Consider the following 23,011-nt stretch of genomic DNA (forward strand, 5'->3'; position numbering starts at 1 on the left):
ACAGCTTGAATGATACGGAGTTAAGTCAGATCATTGCAGATGTGTTGGATGGGGACACAGAAAAATTCGAAAAAATCATGGAGGTTTATCAAAAACCGATTTTTCTCTACTGTTATCATATGCTGGGCAATTACGCCGAAGCCGAGGATAACGCACAGGAAGTATTTTTGAAGACATTCCGCACGTTGAAGAAATATACCCAATATCAAATAGATTTTGGCGCCTGGGTATACAAGATTGCCTACCATCAATGTATCGACATCATCCGTAAGCGAAAGTTGGTGAAATATTTGCCTTTCTTTTACCAGGATGAGAAAGAAAATAATGAAGTCGACTTGCATATTGAAGCCAACTATTTTGATGAATCCGTACATCAAGCCATGGCAAAATTATCGGCGGAAGAGCGTAATTTGTTAATCTTACGTTGTGTCGAGGATAAAAGCTACCAGGAGATCGGATTGATTCTCGGCAAAAACAGTGCCAGCCTTCGTAAAAAGTACGAACGTGCATCTGCAAAATTTCGAAAGTATTATGCTCAAGTGAAGGGAGTGGGAGTGTATGAATATGGACAGGGATCGGGATTTGAAAAGACTGTTTGATGACCCGCGCATTCCCGACGCCGACTTGACAGGAAAAGTAATGAGAATATTACATGCTAAGCCAAAAGAAAAGGAGAGGTTTTTTATGAAATATAAAGTTGTTTTGACTGCGTGTGTAGGGATGATGTTAATGGCCTCCACAGGTTATGCGGCAGTTCAATATCATTCTTTGACGAATAAGGATGGCGAAGTCGTATATGAGACTAAATCGACGAAAGATTACGGAAAAACAGAATCGAAAGATGAGATAGAGCGTTACAAGGCATTTTATGAACTTAAGGATAAGGTGCTAAAGAACGGGGAAGCTGGGCTGTTCTATATGGTTGCCAATAATCCGAATCATGAAACAATTCTTGGAACGAAGGTGACTATCTTCCAAGATCTTTCTCAATTGAGAGATAAGATTACGGATAAATCCATTAAGATCGCAGACAAAGTCAATGGAAATTATACATTCCAAAAGGCGGACGTAATCTTTAAAAATGCTCAGGAAGTGAATCCTCCTTCTTCGGAAGAAAAAAAGAAAATGGCAGAAAAGCTGAGAAAGCAGGCGGAAGAATCCAATCAGGGATATGCCATGATGCCGGTTGAAATGACAGATCAGTTTTTCCTTCTCTTTGCTACGTATCAAAATGGCGAAGATAAAATCGGGGTTAATATCACTAATCTGAGTGGAAAGAGCGATCCTACGATGTATATTGACGAGAAGGTTGAATTTAAGCAGGAGAAGGTTCAAGTGAAGGGAGTAGAAATGCTGCATACAGAATTTGCTCCTTCGCAGACGCACGAGCTGAAATGGGTATACGAGAGCCCAGACAAAAAGGTGAAATACGCCTATACTTTACGTGGAGACATAAATAAAGTAAGCAAAGAAACTTTGATGAAAATTGCAAAAGGCTATTTGGAATAATAAATATTAAAACAACGGGAATCTTCTCCAAATCTAGTTGGGGTTGATCATAGTCGGTTCTAAGCGCCCATTTTAATTCCGTTGAACAATTCAAAAGAACGGCCGCTGTTCGCATCGTTTGCGACAGGGCCGTTCTTTTGTTTTTCATAGGTTAGCTGTAAATTGCTATTCTTGCCAAACACTCATAGGGTCCCATGGCTTGATTTGATTACCATATTTTCCGGCCAAAAAAACTTTCATGTCTTCCAGCTTAGCAGGCACCTCGTTCCAAATTGGAAGGGGTGGTAACCCTCGTTTGCTTTTCAATAGGATGTCCACTGTAACATACAAGCGTTCTGGCTGAATCCAATGAAGGAAGCGGGAAATATCAATTTGCTTGGTCAGGGACAAGGCATCAATTTCGTCATTGTAATGCTTGTTGAACTCGCTGATCAAGTTCAGGAGGTAGTCTCTCTGTTCCTTCACGAAGTCCAGGCCGCAGATGGCGCCATGTCCTGGAATAACGATTTCGGGTTTAATTTCATCAATAATGCGGTCAAGCACTTTAACCCAATTGTGGGTTCCCTCTTCGCTGTATGCCGTACACCCGTTAAACACGACATCGCCGGCGAACAGCACTTTTTCTTTTGGCATCCACAGCAGCAAGTCACTGTCAGAGTGGGCCGGAGCTACGTTGTAAATCATAACTTCCGTATCGCCAAGACGGATGTTGATATCGTCCTTTATCTCAATATTCGGGAGCACCCATTCTACGCCTTCCAGGTCGAATCCTTCAAATTCTGCTGCAAAAAACCGCTCGCCCGAAGTCGATTCCGGAGAATCCTTTCCTCTTCTGATGACGTTATCCATCCAGGCGATATTTTCGGTGAGACGCTCTCTGGACGCTTCCTTGTGCATAATAATGCAAGCATCTTCAAACACTTTGTTTCCCCAGGCATGATCACTGTTATAGTGCGAGTTCACCACATATGCGGGAGAGCCACCGTTACTTACTTCCTTAAAAGCCTCCCGCATTTCCCGTGCATGGAACAAATCGAAGAACGTGTCATACACCAGCCCTTCACCCTTGTTGATGAACCCGGCATTGGCCCAACTGATGCCGCGATACGGCGAAATACCGGCAAAGACGCCATCTGCGACTTCAAAAAATTTAACGCGAGGTTTTTGGATAATACGTCCATACTTCATGAAAATTCTCCTTTGTGTATATGTTTTTGGGGTAAAGCATGCCTTTATTATAGAGAGTGGAAAACATAAATGCAAGCATGTACTTGCATGCATTCGCTCCATGTAATATGATGTAACAGAACAACATCACACTACATGCATGGAGGCGCTGCAACATGAAACTAGTAACCTTTCAAACCAAGACATCCCAGGAACCTTTGTTTGGGCTTGTAATTAACGAGAAATTTGTCGTGTCTTTTGCCGTAATCATGAAAAAGCAGGGAACATTCGTTGACAGTCTTGAAAGTATGGACAGCTATCTTCATTATTTACCGTCAAGTTATGATGCCGCTAAGGAATTAATGCAATATGCGGTCGAACAGTCGCATCAATTTAATGAAAATGAAATCTGCCCGATTGTAGCGGTAAAACTGCTGCCGCCAGTTCCAAATCCGGCTGCGCTTATCGATTTCGGACTGACACCAAGACATCTGAGAAATGCTGGCGTAAATCTGCTGCAAAGAGAATATACAGGGCCGGAAAGAGAAGAGCTTAAACAAAAAATTGCTGAAAAATTCCAGCAAGATCCGAACAAAGTAACTTTCAGTTATTACAAATGTAACCATAATGCATTAATTGGCGATGGAGATACGATTCATTGGCCTTCGTACTCTTCCTACTTGGATATTGAGCCGGAGTTGGCCTTTGTTACAGGGATGGAGAACTGCATTGCAGGTTATGTTATTTTTAATGACAGTACTGTCCGCGATGTGCAATGGCCGGATTTCCAGGGGCTGACCGGACCGACGCGCTGCAAAGATTTTGATCGCAGCAAAGGAATAGGGCCATTTCTGGTTACGCCGGATGAAATCGACAATCCGCTGGTACTGGATGTGAATGTATTCATCGGGGAGAGACTGCACTGGAAGGGGAGCACATCCGAGTATTCTGCACATCCTGCAAAAGTGATGGAGGAGGTTCTCAAAGTTTTCACGCCGCTCCCGGGCACGATTATAGGAATGGGGACGATACCGGATTGCTGCGCAATCGAGACCGAAGAATGGCTGTTGCCCTCTGACCGAATCCAGATTACATTTGATAAATTAGGCACGCTCACGCAATTGGTGCCTGTTCATGTCAAGATTACGGAACCAAGCCGCTGGGAAAAAAGAAGCGATTTGCCTTAAAAAACGTTTATCAAAATGATGAACCCCGACCCTGCTGCATATGCAAAACTTGTAGTAGAATAGGATTAACATATGCAAAAGGAGAAATACAATGCAAACTTCAGACAGAATCATTGAAGCCGCGACACAGCTCATCAAAAAGAATGGCTATCGGGGAGTAAGCACCAAAGCCATTGCAACGGAAGCTAAAGTCAATGAATCTACGATTTTTCGGCAATTTGGAAGCAAGCAGGGCATATTGGAAGCCATCATTGAAAGACATTCGGATATCCCGCAATTTGAGAAGCTGTTAAAAGAGGACGCGACCGATAACCCGGAAATCGATCTGCTGAATGTAAGCCAGCAGTACCGTTTGTTTTTCCATAAAAATGCGGATATCATTTTGATTGGCATCCGCGACAAAGGAATGCTTCCCGAATTAGACAGAGTGCTGGCCGATCCGCCGGCGAAGCTTCACTCCTTGCTGGTTGAATATTTTGAACGCTTGCAGAAGAAAAAAGTTATAGCCAGACAGGATGAGCGTCTTGTCGCAATGTCTTTTCTCTCGATGTGCTACGGATTTCAGATGAGCGAGCTGATTCACCGTCAATATCAATCCCAACTCGTCACCGAAGAAGAGTTCTACAAGCACAGTGTCTCATTGTTTGTTAAAGGAATTTTGGCTCAGCCATAAGCACTATTGCTTTATTTAATGAGAAGTCTAAACTTACGTGAACGGGCTGAGTCTGGAAACACGGTGTTACTATTCATTCATCTAATGGAAGAGCATGCAGCGACGGTTGATGATGTGGTGATTATTAAGCATGGAACAATCGTTGCAGATGGAACATTGGAGAAGTAAAAGGAAACCCTTCCACGCTGGAGGACGCCTTTTTTGCTCATGAATGTAGTCTTTAGTAATGGAAAATAAAATACGTGGATGCATTATATAAAAAACATGATTCATTTAATTAAGCCCAATTTTTTCTTGGGCTTTTTTTGTTTGGGACCTCTGGATTGTATTATCATGCCTATTGTATTGGAATTATCCAAGGCTGTACTTACTTAAAATCTTATAAGAAATTCTTGAAATCACAGAAATTTATTCGGGTAGTGGGATGCTATTATACAAATATAAATAAAGACGAGGTGATGATATGCAAGCAAAATTGGCAGCGGACGCCATTCCCCTCACCAAAAAGCGAAATTCATGGATAAGAACGATAAAAAAGTATAAAGTGATGTACGCTCTCTTGTTCCCGGCATTACTTTACTTTGCCGTATTCAAATACATTCCTATGGCGGGAATCATTATTGCTTTTAAAAACTATAACCTAGCATTGGGACTATGGGATAGTCCATGGGTGGGATTTAGAAATTTTACAGATTTTATGAACGGCGTTTATTTCTGGGACATCATGAGAAATACGATAATCATATCGCTGTATAAGCTATTGTTCGGTTTCTCAGCTCCTATCATACTTGCTTTGCTGCTCAATGAAGTTTATACCCAATGGTTTAAGAAAATCGTACAAACGATCACTTATTTACCCCACTTTCTATCATGGGTCATTGTTTATGGAATGATGGTGGCATTATTAGCCCCAGGGGATGGTCTTTTTAACATGATTTTGAAGGAAGCTGGAGTTGAACCCATCTCATTCCTAACGGAACCTGCCTGGGGCAGACTGCTGATCATCTTATCTGAAATATGGAAGGATATTGGATGGGGAGCGATATTGTACCTTGCAGCATTAGCAGGAATCGATCCAAGCTTATATGAAGCGGCTAGAATTGATGGCGCTTCCAAATGGAGACAGCTATGGCATGTAACACTTCCCGGCATTCGAGGCGTGATGATTCTGATGCTGATCCTTAAATTAAGCCATATTCTGGATGCTGGTTTTGACCAAATATTCATGTTTGCCAACAGCTTTAATCAGGAGAAGATCGACATTATCGACACATGGGTATACCGTGAAGGGCTCGAGCGACTTAAGATTGGCTTGGCAACTGCTGTGGGATTGTTTAAAGCGGTCATCGGATTTGTTTTAGTGTTGGCAGCGAATAAGCTCGCCAAAAAATTCGATGGGCAAATTTGGTGAGGTGGTTATCAATATGATCAATTTGACAATCGGAGAGAAAGTCTGGCAAGCAGTCGTTTATTTTATTCTTATTTTGCTAGCTCTACTTTGCTTACTACCCTTTCTATATGTAGTTGCTGTTTCAGTGACGCCAGAATCGGAAGTATTAAGAAGAGGAATTGTTATTATACCAGAATCCTTTACCTTTCTAGCCTATAAAGAAGTATTCATTTCTCATGGTATCGGGCAGGCGTATAAAATTACATTGTTTCGAACGATAGTAGGCACTGCTCTTAATGTGTTCTTTACGGTAATAGCGGCATATCCGTTATCCAAAAAATATTTGCCGGGTCGAAGCCCATTTTTACTATTCATTGTCTTCACCATGATGTTTGGGGGAGGATTAATTCCGACTTATTTACTAGTCCGCTCTCTGGGATTGCTAAACAGTCCGTGGGTATTGATTATTCCAAATCTCATTAGTGCATTTAATCTGGTGATCATTAAAGGCTTTTTCGAGCAATTGCCTGCTGAAATCGAGGAATCAGCGAGGGTAGACGGTGCAAGTGAGCTTCAGTCGTTATGGCGGATCATTTTACCCTTGTCCTTGCCCGTCCTTTCCACAATTTCCTTATTTTACGCAGTCGGGCATTGGAATAGTTATTTCGATGCTATTGTTTATATCAATGATTCCAACTTAATGCCGCTTCAAGTGATCTTGCGCAACATCCTGCTTAACGTCGCAACACAAAGTGCTGATTCGCTTGCCAATACCGGAGCTGTTAGTACGTTCGCTATACAAATGGCAGCAGTTGTCGTGACTACAGTTCCGATTTTGATCGTTTACCCATTTATGCAAAAGCATTTTACCAAAGGTGTACTCTTGGGATCTGTTAAAGGTTAAAAAGAAATTCCAACCTGAGTTGTTACGGGGAAACCGTGATAATATAGAAGCAAAGGAGAGGTCATTATGCAACGTAAAGCGATTACATTTGCTATTCTGACAGCAATGGTCGGTGTGGGAACGGTATTGTCAGGTTGTGGGGACAAAAAAGAGGTTACATCGTCAGCTACGGGTAATTCACAAGGCCAGTCTAGTCCCTTTGAAAAAAAATTGAAAATTTCGATGTTTAACCAAGGCACTTTCAATGCTGCTGCTCCGATTCCTCCCCGTGAAGAAGATATCCAACGCCAAATGTTGGAGAAAGCAGTAAATATCGACTTGGAAATGATGATTCCTCAATCAGGTCAAGCAACGACTAAATTAAATACGCTCATTGCTGGAGGAGATATTCCAGATTTGATTTTCTTGAAGAGCCGGGCTGATCTTGCGCAATATTATGACCAAGGCGTTCTTGCGGATTTGACACCGTATCTGGATCAATTTCCTGAATTACAGAAACGTTTTAGCAACGACTCCTGGGAGGCGATGTCCTATCAAGGAAAAACCATTGGGGTTCCAGGTTATGATAATGTAAATGGTATCAGTCGAAGCTTCTTCATTCGAAATGATTGGCTGAAAAAACTGAATATGGAAGTGCCAACGACACCTGACGAGTTATTCGAAGTTATGAAAGCCTTTACAGAGAAAGACCCGGACGGTAATGGCAAAAACGATACTTACGGATTCATAGGCGGCATGAATAAAGAAGGCAATCTGCAAACCTACGGCTTCGATAGTTTGATGTGGATGTTTGGTGTCAATCCTCCATCAGCCATTGATGTGAAAGACAATGAACCGGTGTTCCTGTATACCGACCCAAAAATGAAAGAGGCGCTCGCTTATATCAATAAAATGATGGAAGCCAAAGTTGTAGATCCAGACTGGGTGACAATGAATACTCCCGATTTGTTGGACCAAAAGTTATTTAAGGGTAAAGTTGGCTTCATGATAAGAGATGCACGCAGGCTGGAACCGGATTATCAGCAGAAAATGAAAGAAATCAGTGGAGAGGTGCCGGAATGGATCGTCATTCCTCCAATGATAGGTCCTTATGGTGATCAAATTGTAGAGAGAAAATCGTTCCAAGGCAATTCATGGGCCATATCCAAAAAAGCGGATAAGGACAAAATCATTCGGATCTTGTCCATGCTGAATTATCTCTTTACGGACAAAGAAGCATATCCGAATTTTGCATACGGAATTAAAGGAATTCATTGGGATTTAGTGGACGGCAAGATCAAGAATAAAACCTCCGAATTATCAAAGGAAATGAAAGAAAAGTACCTATGGGTTGACCATTATAGAATGCCGCGTCGTGGTGATGATGCTGAGTACTTCAGCTTCCAGAATCCTAAGACGGCAGAAGCTTTTGAGAACAATCAGAAATACGTGGCGCCTACTTTGCCCGGGAATTTACTGACTGAAGACCCGAACGATACATTGGCAGCTGACCGCCAACGTTTCATTAATGAAAGTTTGGTCAAATTTATGACCGGAAAAGATCCTCTTTCTAACTGGGAGAATTTCCTCAATACGTTGGATACCAAGTTTGACATGCAGAAATATAAGGACACAGTAATCAAGCAATTTAAAGAAGCGGGCTTAATTAAGTAAATCAAGTAGAAACGGCTTCGCCGTCCTTTTAAAGGACGGTACCGTTTCAGCGAGAAAGATAAGGAACATTTATGCGCGAAGCATATAAATTCTTATCTTTTAAACAAAGAGAGAGGCTATAAATAGCCCCTCTCTTTATTGAAATATAAGAAAGTATAAGTTTTACTTTATACTTTTTCCTTCTATTTTTCAAAGAAACGCTTATCGTCCTTAAAAAGGACGCCGAAGGCGTTTCTTCTTGTCATATGCTATTATTTGTTTAATACAGATTTAAAAGGAAGATGATAGATGCGAAGAAGAATCAGCTTGCCTTTAAAATTATTTTTTATCGTGTTTGCATTTGTATTAAGCTGCATAATCTTGATAAGTCAATTGTCTTACCACTATGTCCAAAAGGAAATAAGAAAAACTGACATTTATTACACAAACCAAATACTAGACAAAGTAGATCAGTATTTCACAGTTAATTTTTCCTCCTTCCAGACGATCCTGTTCTCGGTCGAAACATCGGTGAAAGCCAACATTGACAATACAGAAGTGATTAAAAAGCAATTAAGAGAGCTGTATGAACTCAATAGTAATTACGTCAGTAATATTTATTTGATCAAAAGCGATTTATCCATTCTAGGCGGGAGTACACCTACCCGAATATTCGATGAACCTTTAGCTGAAAGAGAACCTTTGTTTGATGCGGCTGACAAGAACAGAAGGACTACATTTGTCAGTGATCCTTACAAATCTAAATATTCCGGCTGGACAGTTACGATGGTTCGATATCTGAACAGTGCTCCGTTTCCTATGGCCATTGCGGTAGATTTGGATCTAAATGCCATTGAAGAAACCTTGTTCAAGATTAATAAAAAAGAACAAATGGATTTGGCTCTAATCACCGCATCGGGAAAAATCATTGCCGGATTTTCGGAAAATAAAGGACCCATGAATATTCAAGATCATACTTTTTCAATCGGTGAAACGACGGCGGAACAAATTCTGGATACTACAGAAACAAGCCTTCAACTACATACCAAGGATGGTATTCCAGTCTCCCTTCTGAAAAAACCGACTGAGAAATTCAACTGGACCATCATCTCGATCAACGATGAATCACGCTTGAAAGCTGCTTTGTCCAGATTGGAAACCTATTATATCGGGCTTCTAGCTGCAGGTCTTCTCTTAAGTCTGTTCATTTCCTTTTTTATTGCCAAATATATAAGGACCCCTCTCTATGCGCTCAAAACAAAAATGAAGCGGGTGGAGCAAGGCCTCCTCACAACTACAATATCGATTAACCGAAACGATGAGTTTGGAGATCTCTCCCGAGCATTCGATCGTATGCTTCAGCAAATTGTGGAACTGATACGGGGAGCAGAGCTACATAATGAACTTGAGCGGAAGCTGGAAATCCAAGTGCTTCAGTCTCAAATAAACCCTCATTTTCTGTATAACACGCTTGGTTCTATCAGCAATGTCATACGACTCGGACAAATAGAGAAAGTAGATGTGGTGATCGAGTCTCTCATTTCAATATTGGAATATGGGATAGCTGATGCTTCGGAGAAGGTTTCACTACGTCAGGAATTGCAAAATGTCTCGGACTATATCGCGATCCAGAACATCCGCTATAACAGGAACTTCCACTTGATTGAAAATATCGAAGCAGATTTAATAGATTTCCCAGTTTTTCGAATGCTGCTGCAGCCCCTTGTGGAGAATAGTATCTTCCATGGTTATAACGGAGGGGGGATCGAAGGCCCTATTACTATTCATGCGTACAGGGAGGGCGGCATCGTCATCATAGAAGTAGTTGATCTAGGCGAGGGAATTCCAACTGATAAAATAAAGCATATTTTGATTTCAGAACCGAGTGATGTGGAATTGAAAAGGAAAAGAATCGGGTTAAATAATATTCATGACCGAATAAAACTTCACTACGGAGAACAATTCGGGCTTCAAATCATAAGCATACCTAAGGAAATAACCCGTGTTCAAGCCTTATTCCCAGCAGGCTCGTTTAAAGGAGATGCATGATGGTGAGAGACTACACCTGCTTCATTGTTGATGATGAAGATCTAATCATTCAGAGATTGGAATTGTTTTTTAACGAGCTCTTCCATAGGGATAAGCGATTTCATTTAGTGGGAAAAGCAAAAAATGGTCTGGAGGGGATAGAGGAGATCGTAAAGCTTAAGCCGGATATCGTGATATCTGATATCGTTATGCCTCGAATGGATGGAATTTCCATGATTGAGCAGCTAAAACCAAAGCTTCCCCATACCCAATACATTCTTCTGACCGCTTATTCATCCTTTGAATACGCCCAGAGAGCTATTCAAGCCAACGTCTTGGAGTACATTGTTAAGGTTCCACTCAGGGAAAAGGATTTAGATCGTGCTTTAGATAAGGCAGCCGGGATTTTAAATGAGGTTAAGAAAAAAGAAGCGGAATTTCAATCGTTAAACGTATCCGTGCTTGAAAATAAATATAGAGTCCGAAAGCAATTTTTTAATGAGCTTATCAGAGGCGAAATTCCTTCTCATCGGGCATCGGATTTTGCCAATCGCATGCAATTCCATTTCTTTCAAGCCAACTATTGCTGCTTCATTGTTGAAATGAATTTGTATGAAAGTTTCCGAAACGATTATTCAGCGTCTGATCAAAACATCTTGAAATATGCGATTACGAATATAATCGAAGAAACTGTGGTGAACGGTGGCAGAGGTGTAGCTGCGGATCTATCCGATAATCGTTTTATTGGCTTTCTTTCCTGGGAAAATAATCGCAGCGATATGGACACGGAATATGCTTGCCATTCATTGGGTAGTCAGATCGTCTCCCATTTACATCAATATTTGAATCAAAGGGTATCCGTAGCTTTTGGAGGTCCGCACCGAGGCTGGGAATCCATCAAACAAGCTTACATGGAAGCTAATAACGTGAGTGAGGATTTCTATTATCATGAAGAGAAAGTAGTCAAAACACCCATGCATCGGTTCCATTACCGTAATGACAAAAAGGAGGACTTTCAGCTGAAACTGGCTGATTTTCTCACATGGATACAAAGAAAAGTTTCCAAGGAAGCGCTGGAGAAAGAACTCTCTGCTTTAAACCAATTTGTGACAGATTATAAAATTCATAAGTCCATCATGGCACCTATGCTTCAAGGCTTGTACAGAGACATTACTGCGAAATTTAAATCGGGGAACTCGTTGACCACGGATGCATCAGAGTTTCCCATAAAATTCATGACATTTCGGGAGCAGCTTGCCTATATTGGCGACTTCACCTTCGAATATGTACACGCTGGCCAACTTTTACATCGTATAGAAATCATGAGTGCTATGCGGTTTATAGAGAAAAACCTGAAACAGAGATTAACGCTTGAGGCTATTGCTGAGGAAGTGAATTTAGCTCCATCGTATTTTAGCAGCTTGTTCAAAAAAACAATGAACGAGGGCGTTATCAGCTACATCAACCGCAAAAAAATTCACTTAGCTCTCGAGCTGTTAAATGTTCAGGATTATTCTTTATTGGAATTGTGCGAGGAAGTAGGAATTGTAAATGAAGGTTATTTTTGCAAATTATTTAAAGAATATACGGGTGATACGCCTAAGCAATATCGGATAAAAATGACACGGTATGAATCCAAATAAGGTTGCAAAAAATGTATAAATTTCTCGCGAAATCATGTAAAAAAAAGGGCATCAAAAGGCTTACCATGATAGAAGGATCTAATCATGGAGGTTATCAAAATGGAGCTTATTAAAGCAGATGTAACCGTCGTAGGCGGAGGTATTGCTGGGATATGCGCTGCCATTGCTGCCGCACGCCAAGGGCTGCAGGTTTCACTTATTAATGATCGGCCGGTTCTTGGAGGAAATGCGAGCAGCGAGGTCCGGGTTCATATCAACGGGTCAGCATATCTCGGAAACAGTCCATCCTATTATGCACGCGAGGGCGGATTGGTGGAAGAACTCAAGTTGAAGATTTTTCACTATAATCCGTTATACAACAAGAAGCTTATGCTTTCGCTTTCGGATACGGTCTTGTTGGATATGGTTTATGCTGAGCCTAACATTTCTCTATTTCTGAATACATGCGTGCATGAAACGGGCATGGAGAACGGCAGAATTAAATGGGTTGAGGGCCTTCAATTGGCTTCAGAAAGAAAATTTCGTTTCGAAAGCAGAACCTACATTGATTGCTCCGGAGATGGAGTTGTCGGATATCAAGCAGGTGCTCTCTTCCGCTGGGGGAGAGAAGCGAAGCATGAATACATGGAAGAATTGGCTCCTGAAGTGGCGGACCATTACACCATGGGCGATACGATCCTGTTTCAAGCCCGTGACGTAGAATATTCCGTTCCATTCAAAAGCCCTGGCTTTGCGTATGATATTACGAAGTTGGCTTTTTTCGATAGTATCAGAAAAGGCTTAAACCATCGGGCTTTACCAAGAAAAATCAATGGGCTTGGCGGATTGTGGTGGCTGGAATATGGTGGACATATGGATATTATCAAGAATAATGAAGACATCGCATTGGAACTGCGGAAATTGGTGTACGGGATTTGGGATTATATCAAAAATAGCGGCGAATTTGATGATGTAGACAATCTCATCTTGGATTATGTATGCCCGATTCCTGGAAAGCGGGAGTCGAGGCGGTTCATAGGGGACCACATGTTGTCTCAGAACGATCTTACAGCAAAGCCGCATTTCGAAGATGCTGTATCCGTCGGTGGATGGTATATGGATTTACATGCGAATAAGGGCATCTACGATGAGGGGCCAGCTACAGCATGGAATTTCGTGCCTGGATTGTACAATATCCCTTTCCGCAGTTTATATTCACGAAATATTCCTAATCTCATGTTCGCTGGTCGCAATATAAGTGCTACCCATGTGGCTTTCGGATCTACTAGGGTAATGGCAACCTGCGGTTGTATGGGGCAGGCGGTTGGAACGGCAGCTTCGTTATGCTTGAAATATGAGATAGACCCTGCGGCCATAGTCGAATCTCATATGGAGGAGCTGCAGGCGCTGCTGCTTCGAGATGGCCAAACGATTGTAGGGCTTCAAGAGGAATTGAATCCTTACTTCGCTGACGGATTAACTATTCGTGCCTCGTCTCAGCGCAGCTATGATAATCCTCATCCAACTGAAGAGATTCCCTTGGAGAAAGGGTTATGTTTGGTCTTGCCGATTCAGACATCCGTGGCTGAAAGTGTACGGATCAAAATTAAAAATAGGTCCGAGCATTCGGAAACTTTGCATGTAAAGCTGTTTGCCGGGGAACGGAAGGAAAACTACATTCCCACTAGCGAGTTGAAAGATTACCGCTTGGATATTGCAGCCGGTCATGACGACTGGATTACGCTAAATTTGGGCTGCAAGAAACCGGCTGACGACAAAATCTACATCGTATTGGAAGGTACGGCGAGCCTTGCCGTCTACGGCAATGAAGAAAAAATAACAGGAGCGGTCAGCTTCCATTATAGGCCGGAAGAGCCGTCCAGGCTGAAGAAATTCAATAAGAGCATTTGCTTCAAGGATCTGTTACCGTCCCAGAGTATGTATAATCCCGAGAATGTCGTCAACGGCTTCTCCAGACCTTATGGTCTACCGAACGGCTGGATTTCTGAACGTACGGAAGAACAGGAATGGTTGGAATTCTGTTTTGCAAGCCCCAAAAATGTAGACGAAATCCATCTTGTTTTCAATTCACAGTTGGATTTGGAGCATTTCAACGACCCGATCGAGTCCCTTATCCAAGATTATGATATGACCTTGACCTTAGAAGACGGAACCGAGAGGACAATCATAACTCGTGGGAATTATCTCACGTTGAATAAACATAAGGTGGATGCGAAACATGTAACCCGAATCCGGATTAATTTCTGCGCAACGTATGGTTCGCCTTATTTTGAAGTGTTTGCAGTAAAATTGTTTGCTCCTAAAATTGATAAATGAGGTCAGGTGAAGTAACGATGAAGGAATTATTCCCACGTAATGGGCTCCCCAATATAATTCAGAAATTGGAAAATGGGGATACCGTAACAATCGTCTATTTCGGCGGCAGTAATACCCGTTCTGAAGGCTACAGGGTCATGACGGCGGATTGGCTTCGTGAGAAATATCCTAAGGCGGATATCCGCTCTGTGAATGCAGGCATTAATGGGACAGGATCGGATTTGGGTTGTGCCCGTTTGGAGACAGATGTACTGCGTCATCGGCCTGATCTAGTATTTGTTGAATTTGTCGGTAACGATGGCGGAGATCCCGAATCCAAGGCGCGGATCGAAGGGATTGTCCGTCAGATCCGCAAGCGGAGCCGGTTTACCGATATCCTGTTCGTTTATACGCTGAAGGAGCGGGATGTGGCCTTATTTCAGTCTGGGGAATACCAGAAGGGGGCTCTAATGCAAGAGGAAGTGGCCGACTATTATGGTATTCCTTCGATTCATCTGGGCGTAGCGGTCAGTCACTTGGTGTCGGAGGGAAAACTCGTTTTCACCTCAAGGGAAGACGTGTATATTTCTGGAGCCGTTGTTTTTACGCATGATTCGATCCATCCGACTATTCCCGAAGGACACCAGATTTACACGGATACGATCACCCGGTCATTTGAGGCAATTATCGAACTCAGAGGTCATCAGGGAAGGTTAGTACATCACTTACCTCAGAATCCGTTGGTTCCGGCTAATCCTTGGGAGTATGCGACCATGCTGTCACTGGATAGTCTTACTACTTTTTCCGCAGGATGGTCTTACATGACGCCCGATGATTCTGCTTTAGTGCGCGAGTACAATTGGTTGTTCCCCGGCCTATGGCGAGCAGTCGATCCTGGAGAGGCTATCACGGTGCAGTTCGAGGGCACCCATATCGGGTTATTCGATATCGGGGGGCCTGATTCTGGCAGATTGAAGGTGTCGGTGGATGGTGGGGAACCCTTTATTATCGATCGATTCACACTACACAACGATCATAATCGAAATCAGTATGTATTCTTGCCGGAGCTCCCGAATGGAAAACATACGGTTCGCTTTGAAATCGATACCGAGAAGACAGACAAAGCGGCCGTGTTTGAGGCATGCGGCAATGAACGAAGTAGAGAGCACGTTAGGCAGCATCCAGATTGGTATGATCAAACGGTGATTCAGCTTGGGAAGTTGTTATTAGTGCAGCCGCCATTATAATTAATCATTAGGCTTTGTACAATTGGTAGACCTACATCATAACTGACTGCAGTTGAGCGGACAGTTATGATGTAGGTCTCTTTTTTAAAGGACGACAAAGTCGTTTCTTCTTGCTTAAAATCTTATAAGAAATTCTTAAAATCAAAGAAATTTCACAGTTCTGTAACATGCTATGATAAAACCGACAGAGCGGGCTTAGTCAGAAGGATAAGGCTAATTGCTTCTATACGATCTTCGAACAAAGGAGGGTAACATTATTTTGTAAGCGTTATCAACACAAGGGAGGCTGTGAGTTGTATGATAAAAAGGAAACTGTTTTTCTTAATCGTTTTCATCGTGACGATATTAGTTCCTTTCAGCCTAGTCGGAATAAGGACCGCATACGCGGAGCCCTTACCGTATAAGACGATTATCATCGATGACGGGAGCATCACGATCAATGATGTTGTGACACCTGATGTGGGTAACGAGAACAACGGATATTCAGCTCCGAATTGGACCACAAGTACAGGGGTGAAGGGATATGATAGCTCCAGTTCTAAATATACGAGTACAGCAGGTAGAACGATATCCTGGAATCCACGATTGGAAGCGGGAACGGCGAAAATTTTGTTATACAAACTTAATTGGGAAGATAAAGCAGATAGCAATGTAAAAATTGAAATCGTCCACAATGGAACGACCGATGTTCTCTATATGGATTTGCGGCCTTCATTTGGTGCTCCTGCGGGATGGGTTGATTTGGGAGAGTACTATTTTTCCGGAGTTGGTAAAGAATTCGTTAGATTAACTCGGTCTACCAGCACAACCAGCACGATAATTACTCGTGCAGATGCGGTCAAGTTCGAAGGGAATATTCAGCAAAAAGAGCCGCATAAGACGATCATCATTGATGATGGAAGCATCACGATTGATGATGTCGTCACCACTGATGTAGATAACGCAAATAACGGGTTCTCCGCTCCTTATTGGACTACAAGTACGGGAGTGAAGGGATATAATAATTCCAGTTCCAAATTTACCGATGCAGTAGGAAGAAGCATCACATGGAATCCGCGATTGGAAGCAGGGACGGCGAAAATTTCATTCAACAAGCTTGATTGGGCGGATAAAGCAGACAGTAATGTTAAAATTGAAATTGTTCACAATGGGATTACGGATGTCATGTTTATGGATCTGAGGCCCTCGTCAGGCCCATCGGCCGGATGGGTTGATTTGGGGTCCTATTATTTCAGTGGTGATGATAGCGAATTTGTCAGACTGACTCGAACGCAACCTACGACCGGAAAGATCGTTACGCGGGCCGATGCGGTCAAGTTTGAAGGGAATATCAGGCAGCAAGCTCCGCCGTTGCCTCCGCTGCGCAGCCGTACATTGGCGAATCTCAGTTACACGGAAAAAGGCAGCATCGAGAATGCCAGCTACAAAGTAACCTTCTATGAAGCAGCTTGGGATGGTGGCAAATCCATCGTTCGTGATATGTTCTACAAGGACACGGATACGGGGAACTGGGTGCCTGTCAATAATGTGGAGGAAAGACTTGAAGAGCAATGGGTCTTATTGGATGGGAATGCGGGGAGTCTAACCAATTACTACGATACGATGAACAAACGCTGGATTACATTCGACGAGATTGATTTCCCTGACAGCCATACGTCGATATTAACCGATTCTTCACATGGAAGCGATTACGATTTACAAGTGAACTGGTCCATGTCAGGGGACAAACCTGATGTTTCCTTTGCTTTTACACCCCGCCGGGATGGCAATTACGTGATTGGCTATCAGTCTTTCACAACAGAGCAGATCTCTGGCGTCAATGAAGTGTTAAATGGTTTCAGGTCACACGCCAAAATGGTAGGTTCGGTGGAATCAACAAGCTTAAGGGAGCTAAGCGCTCCAATGAGTCTGGTTGAAAAGAATGACGGTTCGGGCAATCCATTGACGTATGGGGTATTTGTACCTTCGGATGAGCTTCCGGTTGAATTTGAACCGACGGGAGGTGTTACGAAACAAAGGCTTGGCATGAGCCTTGTCAACAACGAAGGTAGCGTGCAGCCAATCTTGTATGCTCCTCAATTAGGGACTTATTCGCAAATGGCCGCAGAAAGCACTTATAAATTTCATATGGGATTAATCGCTCAAAAAAGCAATTTGTATGAGTCCTACGCGGATATTCTTCGCAATGAGTACAGTTATTCCGCATACCGGGAAAATGTATCAGATCAGTCGCTCACTGACGCGATGTTCAATATGATCGATTTACTTAAGATAGAGCCGCAAGGGGATGACTCTGTTGATTATGTCCCGTCACCCAGCGGATGGTGGAGCCGTGCCAAGGGCTTTATTGACATCGAAAACGAGGATAGTGTTCGAACAAGCTCGAATGCGGTTCTTTTGGGGGCTTACTATTTGACTGGGGATGATCAGCTCTACGATACTAGAGCATTGCCGTCCGTCCAGTATGGCTTATCGCGAAATGGTATAGGCTGGTCGCCGACGCAGAAGCCAGTATACGGTGTGCCGTCGTTATGGAAAATGGCAACCTTGCCGTTTGATTTTTCAAGCGTAGCCGCTGTCAATCAGATGATGGGGACTTCGGCAGGAATTGGGGCGCTGGCACAGGAAGAGTACCTCGTGCGTGATCCTGACCAGAAAGACCGGGGTCCTGTCATTCAGCCTCTGATGATGTATCGTATGACGGGAGATGCGCAGTATTTACAGGCTGCCAAGGATGCAGCCGACAGCTATATCATGCAGCATATTGATACGCCTGCATCTGTAAATGTGAGTAAAAATGAGTTCATTTATTATTATAGCAAGCTGTGGATGGAGATCTTGGAGCTTTACGAGGAAACTCAGGATATCAAATACTTAAATGCTGCTTATAAAGAAGCCAAACGGTATGCAACGATGTTCGTTGCTCGTCCGGTTCCTGAAGGTGCCGTTACGATTCCGCAGCCTGAGACGTATAATTACGCGGAGTCGTTCCATTGGCCGGAAAGTGGTAAATATCAATATCCTCGGATCAAGCTCCCAGAAGATGTAGCCGGAGGCGTACAAGCGGATAGTTGGCTTGTCTCTCCCAATGGATTGACGTTTGAAGCGGGAAGTACAACTGGTTATTATCGGATGAATGCTCAGGAAGCTCCATTCATGCTGAGATTGTCGCTCTATACAGGCGATAAATTGCTGCAGGATATTGCTCATAATGCAGTCATCGGACGATATTCCAGCTATCCAGGGTATTATTATAAGGGCTTCGCCGTTAGTCAACTTGAACCGGAGTTTCCTCTGGAAGGCCCAAGCGGGGCTACATCCATCTATTATCACCATATACCGGGACAGCTCGGGCAAACGATAGATTATTTGATCAGCGAACAATCGTTGAAATCGAATGGAAGTATTACATTTCCTTCTGTATTTGAAACTAATTTTCTATGGTTCAAATATCACCTCTATGGAAATAAACCAGGTCATTTTTACGGTAATTCCAACGTTTGGCTCTGGATGCCTAAGGGGATAATTCAGACCAACCATTCTCAATTGAATTGGATAACGGGAGAGAGCGGGAATAAATTCTACATCGGGTTAAGCAACGAATCGGCAGCTGAAGTTCAGACTCCGATCGAATTGAATGCGCAAATCATTGGGTTCAACCCGGCACAAGATTATACCGTAACCATCATCCGCGACAATGGCACACCAGAGCAAGCGGTTATGAGTGGCGGAATCATTCAAGCCACGGTTTCAAGCAAGGGAATAACCGCTATCATTGTGGAAGGACTCAACATTGAAGTGCCGCTGCACCAGGTCAGAACTGCTGAAACATCGGATGCAAGCTATTTCTTCGATATCCACAGTCCAATAGATGCGGTTAAAGGCATGCTGATCGTCAAACCCGACGAAACGGCCTACGATGCTTATGTGCAGGCAAAAACGACGAAACCAGCGACGATCCATTATTCCTTGGATGGCGGGGCTACGTATACAACCATTCCAGATAAGATCTATCCGATGGAATGGTCGATACGGGTAAACGATTTATCCCAAACCTTCACTTATTATGTGGAATCGGACGGGAAACAGACTCGCAAGCGGACACTCTATCTGCCTGATCAGGTAACCGAAACTCCAGTTCAACCGGATTGGCAGGAGGGTTCATCTATCATTGTGGATAATACGGAGGCAGAGACAGAAGGCGTCTGGATACGGGATACAACGGCTAACGACTATTATTATGATAACTATGTGTATGCCAAATCGACTGCCGGCACAGCGACAAGCAGAATTGTTTGGCGACCTGATCTGCCGGAAAGTGTTACTTACAGTGTGTACTATAAGCTTCCGCAAATAACCGCTGCTAGTGAAAATTGGGCAACGAATGCCTCATTTACCGTTTATTATAGCGGAGGCTCCGAGACGGTTACCGTAGATGAGACAGCGGCCAATGGTACTTGGGTGTACCTGGGTGCTTATCCTTTTGCAGCAGGCGATAGTGGGTACGTGGAATTAACCAATAAGGCCAATAAGTCACGGGTTGTCGCCGATGCGATGATGTGGGTGGACCCGAACAAGATACCGCAATTGGAGTCTGCGGTGATCCTGTCGGATCGGAACGAACTGCAGATGACTCAAACCGCACAACTAAGCGTAACCGGCTATTTGGATAATGGTCTGATTGGTGATCTATCACAGGCAAATGTGCAGTATTTCGTTGATCGAACCGATCTGGCTGAAGTGGACAGTAGCGGTTTGTTGACCCTTCTAAGTCTCGACGGGGAAAAGGATCACATTGAGGTATGGGCCACTGTAACGATTGACGGTGTGACCTTAACAACACCGCCTTTGAGAATTGCGATCAGGGAATTAACGGTTATTGTCGACAGCACGAATACGACTGGGTTGTACACGACAGAAGGGTCTTGGAGCCAAAGCAATTTAGCCGGATACAAAATTGGTGTGAAGTCCCGTTACTCTACCGTTCAAGGATCCTCAGCGACGTGGAAAGGCCAGTTTCCAGAGGGGAAATATACGGTCTCCATCTACAAGATCGTCCATACGACGGCAAATGACAATTATGTCAAAGTGGAAGTGAAGCATCAGTCGGTTACCGAGGTCACGTATATCGATGCAACCGTTGGCTCGTCGGGTTGGGTTAATCTAGGAACGTTCGACTTTACTGGAGACGGCAGCGAGTATGTTCGTTTAACAAGGGTTACTCCGACAACGGTAGATCCGCCAACTCTACCTGCCGATATGATTTATACCAGGGCTGATGCAGTCAAGTTCGAACGGCATTCCAGTAGTCTGCCGTTGCTTGCAAATGGGGTGCCAGGTAAACCGACACTATCGAATAATAGCGGTGTTGCGACAGGCTTACATGATGGCAATTATGAGGTTACGATGAATATGTGGTGGGGAAACAATGGCACACTGTATAAGCTGTACGAGAATGGCCAATTGATCCAAACGAAGTCACTCACCGATGTTTCGCCAGCTGCTCAGACTTCCATTATGCCTATTCAAGGAAAGCCTAATGGAACCTATATGTATACATGTGAGTTATCGAATTTGTATGGAACGACTTCATGTGATCCACACACCGTCACCGTGACTGATGCGAAGCCCGGCAAACCTGTTTTGTCTAGTGACAACTGGGATCAAGATGGGGACTATAACATTACTGCTAATATGTGGTGGGGCACGAACGCAACACAGTATCGATTATATGAAAATGGCGAACTTATTGAAACGCAATCTTTATCTTCACAAACACCAAGTGCTCAATCGGCCACTACACAAATTTCAGGGAAATCGCCTGGCATCTATCAATATCGCTGTGAGTTTATGAATGGAAGTGGAACAACGGAAAGTGATACTATACAGATTATTGTAAAATAAACCTATGAGCTGAGTGGATGAGAACGATCCATTCGGCTTTTTTATTTCTTGGAATTTATTATTGAACTATGTAAAATGCTAATCTTTCAAGGCTCACAACTGAGTGATATTTACACGAACAGGTAGTAGTGCTTCAGAAATCCTAGCTAAGGAATTGAAACAAGCAGGATTGCACCCGGATGAGGAAAAAGGCGTCGGATATTAGATGGAGAACGGACCAACTCCAGTGTTGTCTACTGAAGGCGGTCCGTTTTATTTATGGTCATGAGAAGTAGAGGTGAACATTATGGCGCTCGGGATCAAGTCCCAAGGGCAGGATAGTTGAAAGAGAAACAACCTAACAAGATCCGAGTGTCGAGCGGCAACAACATATACCGATTAATTCCCGCGTAAATCGCGGTTTTTTTATTCAATCGAAAAGAGCCAAGATTATGCTCCGATTGTCGTTCTTATATTAACTGATGTTACCACTGCATTGTATTCATTATCCCCATATACCCTAAATTGCTTGTGCAAGAGAATTCATCCGTCGGATCTAAGCCTAGACGCGAGGCAGGCTACGATACTGTGAAGGGGGCATCCCCCGTTTGTTCCGGAATATACGACTCAAATAGAAGCCGTTCTCATATCCGCACAGCTGCGCAATTTTGTCGATACTAAACTCTGTTTCTAGCAGCAATTTGCTAGCCCTGTCCAGCCGTAGCCGAGTCATATATTCAGAGGGGGTCATTCCGTAAGCCGCACGAAAACGTCTCGTCAACTGCACCGGGGTAAGCTGTAGCGAGAGCGCTAAGCTCTTCATATCGACCGGACCGAAAATATTGGCGGTGATGAAGTGGGCCGCCTTCCGCATCTCCTCATCAGCAATCACCACTGTTAACCCTATTTCCTTCGGCACGTTCCTCTCCAGCTCGTACAAACGCCACATATCGCTTACGAGGTGTTGTTTTCGCTCTATTGCGGCCTTATCCTGTTCCAACGCAATTAGTCGCAAGTAGCGGTAGTCGGAGCAAAGGCGTTCGATGTCCGCGATCATCAGATTGCCAGTCAACGAGCGCTGCTCTTCAAGCGAAGGCTCCGTGTTCCATGTGAAATGAATAAAGTGAAAGGTCAAAGGCTCAAGTGTCTTCCTATGAAACCAGGTGTTTGGAGGACAGACCACCAAGCTGCCGAACCCTGCTTCGCCTTCTTGATCTTCAATGCGGTAAGTGAATCGGCCTTCTTCCACAGCCAATATTGTCCAATAGGAATAAATATCCCGGTCGAGAGCAAACGACTCTTTCTTGTCCCAATAAAAGTGAGTCACTAGCCGGATCGCAAAGTCACTTCGCATTTTATCGCCACCAATGTTATGAAATAAAGTATATGCCTTATCGTAACATGGTGTATGGAAATTGAAAAGTTGATAACATACGATGAAATCATGGATATT

14 protein-coding genes are annotated in these 23,011 nt (G+C 43.4%); 12 read left to right on the forward strand and 2 right to left on the reverse strand.

What is annotated here, in order from left to right; genetic code table 11:
- Nucleotides 1–5 precede the first annotated feature (5 nt).
- Both NSS87_RS15955 and NSS87_RS15960 read left to right on the forward strand, forming a co-directional pair.
- The gene (locus tag NSS87_RS15955) at nt 6–599 is read left to right on the forward strand and encodes an RNA polymerase sigma factor (protein ID WP_042188431.1); all 594 of its coding nucleotides are present in this window, start codon (nt 6–8) and stop codon (nt 597–599) included.
- Nucleotides 600–684: 85 nt separating this feature from the next.
- On the forward strand, nt 685–1,509 hold the full coding sequence (locus tag NSS87_RS15960) for a hypothetical protein (protein WP_339241155.1): 825 nt from the start codon (nt 685–687) through the stop codon (nt 1,507–1,509).
- A gap of 165 nt (nt 1,510–1,674) precedes the next feature.
- Here NSS87_RS15960 and NSS87_RS15965 read toward each other — a convergent pair whose 3' ends face one another.
- On the reverse strand, nt 1,675–2,697 hold the full coding sequence (locus NSS87_RS15965; protein WP_339241159.1) for an MBL fold metallo-hydrolase: 1,023 nt from the start codon (nt 2,695–2,697) through the stop codon (nt 1,675–1,677).
- A 155-nt stretch (nt 2,698–2,852) separates the two neighbouring features.
- Here NSS87_RS15965 and NSS87_RS15970 point away from each other — a divergent pair, with 155 nt between their 5' ends.
- The 10 genes from NSS87_RS15970 to NSS87_RS16015 all read left to right on the forward strand — a co-directional run bounded on the left by NSS87_RS15970 (nt 2,853) and on the right by NSS87_RS16015 (nt 21,579).
- Nucleotides 2,853–3,863: a fumarylacetoacetate hydrolase family protein gene (locus tag NSS87_RS15970; protein ID WP_339241161.1), complete on the forward strand. Its 1,011-nt coding sequence runs from the start codon at nt 2,853–2,855 to the stop codon at nt 3,861–3,863.
- Nucleotides 3,864–3,954: 91 nt separating this feature from the next.
- The gene (locus tag NSS87_RS15975; protein ID WP_339241163.1) at nt 3,955–4,536 is read left to right on the forward strand and encodes a TetR/AcrR family transcriptional regulator; all 582 of its coding nucleotides are present in this window, start codon (nt 3,955–3,957) and stop codon (nt 4,534–4,536) included.
- Nucleotides 4,537–4,999: 463 nt separating this feature from the next.
- Nucleotides 5,000–5,947, forward strand: a complete 948-nt coding sequence (locus NSS87_RS15980) for an ABC transporter permease subunit (protein WP_076283686.1) — start codon at nt 5,000–5,002, stop codon at nt 5,945–5,947.
- A gap of 13 nt (nt 5,948–5,960) precedes the next feature.
- On the forward strand, nt 5,961–6,830 hold the full coding sequence (locus NSS87_RS15985) for a carbohydrate ABC transporter permease (RefSeq protein WP_042188438.1): 870 nt from the start codon (nt 5,961–5,963) through the stop codon (nt 6,828–6,830).
- A gap of 66 nt (nt 6,831–6,896) precedes the next feature.
- A complete protein-coding gene (locus tag NSS87_RS15990; RefSeq protein ID WP_076283685.1) occupies nt 6,897–8,483 on the forward strand; it encodes an extracellular solute-binding protein in 1,587 nt (528 codons plus the stop codon).
- Nucleotides 8,484–8,771: 288 nt separating this feature from the next.
- Nucleotides 8,772–10,511, forward strand: a complete 1,740-nt coding sequence (locus NSS87_RS15995) for a sensor histidine kinase (RefSeq protein WP_076283684.1) — start codon at nt 8,772–8,774, stop codon at nt 10,509–10,511.
- Entirely contained in the window at nt 10,508–12,133 is a 1,626-nt protein-coding gene (locus tag NSS87_RS16000; protein WP_339241169.1) for a response regulator, read from the forward strand. Before NSS87_RS15995 ends, NSS87_RS16000 begins: the two co-directional genes overlap by 4 nt.
- Nucleotides 12,134–12,217: 84 nt before the next feature.
- Nucleotides 12,218–14,449, forward strand: coding sequence for an FAD-dependent oxidoreductase (locus NSS87_RS16005; protein WP_339241171.1), 2,232 nt, complete (start codon nt 12,218–12,220; stop codon nt 14,447–14,449).
- Nucleotides 14,450–14,466: 17 nt separating this feature from the next.
- Complete coding sequence (locus tag NSS87_RS16010) at nt 14,467–15,675, forward strand: GDSL-type esterase/lipase family protein (RefSeq protein ID WP_339241172.1); 1,209 nt, start codon at nt 14,467–14,469, stop codon at nt 15,673–15,675.
- 297 nt (nt 15,676–15,972) lie between these two features.
- Nucleotides 15,973–21,579: a hypothetical protein gene (locus tag NSS87_RS16015; protein ID WP_339241174.1), complete on the forward strand. Its 5,607-nt coding sequence runs from the start codon at nt 15,973–15,975 to the stop codon at nt 21,577–21,579.
- A gap of 541 nt (nt 21,580–22,120) precedes the next feature.
- Here NSS87_RS16015 and NSS87_RS16020 read toward each other — a convergent pair.
- Complete coding sequence (locus tag NSS87_RS16020; protein WP_076283679.1) at nt 22,121–22,912, reverse strand: helix-turn-helix domain-containing protein; 792 nt, start codon at nt 22,910–22,912, stop codon at nt 22,121–22,123.
- Nucleotides 22,913–23,011 lie beyond the last annotated feature (99 nt).

It is taken from the genome of Paenibacillus sp. FSL F4-0243, from assembly GCF_037963295.1.
Classification (GTDB): domain Bacteria; phylum Bacillota; class Bacilli; order Paenibacillales; family Paenibacillaceae; genus Paenibacillus_AQ.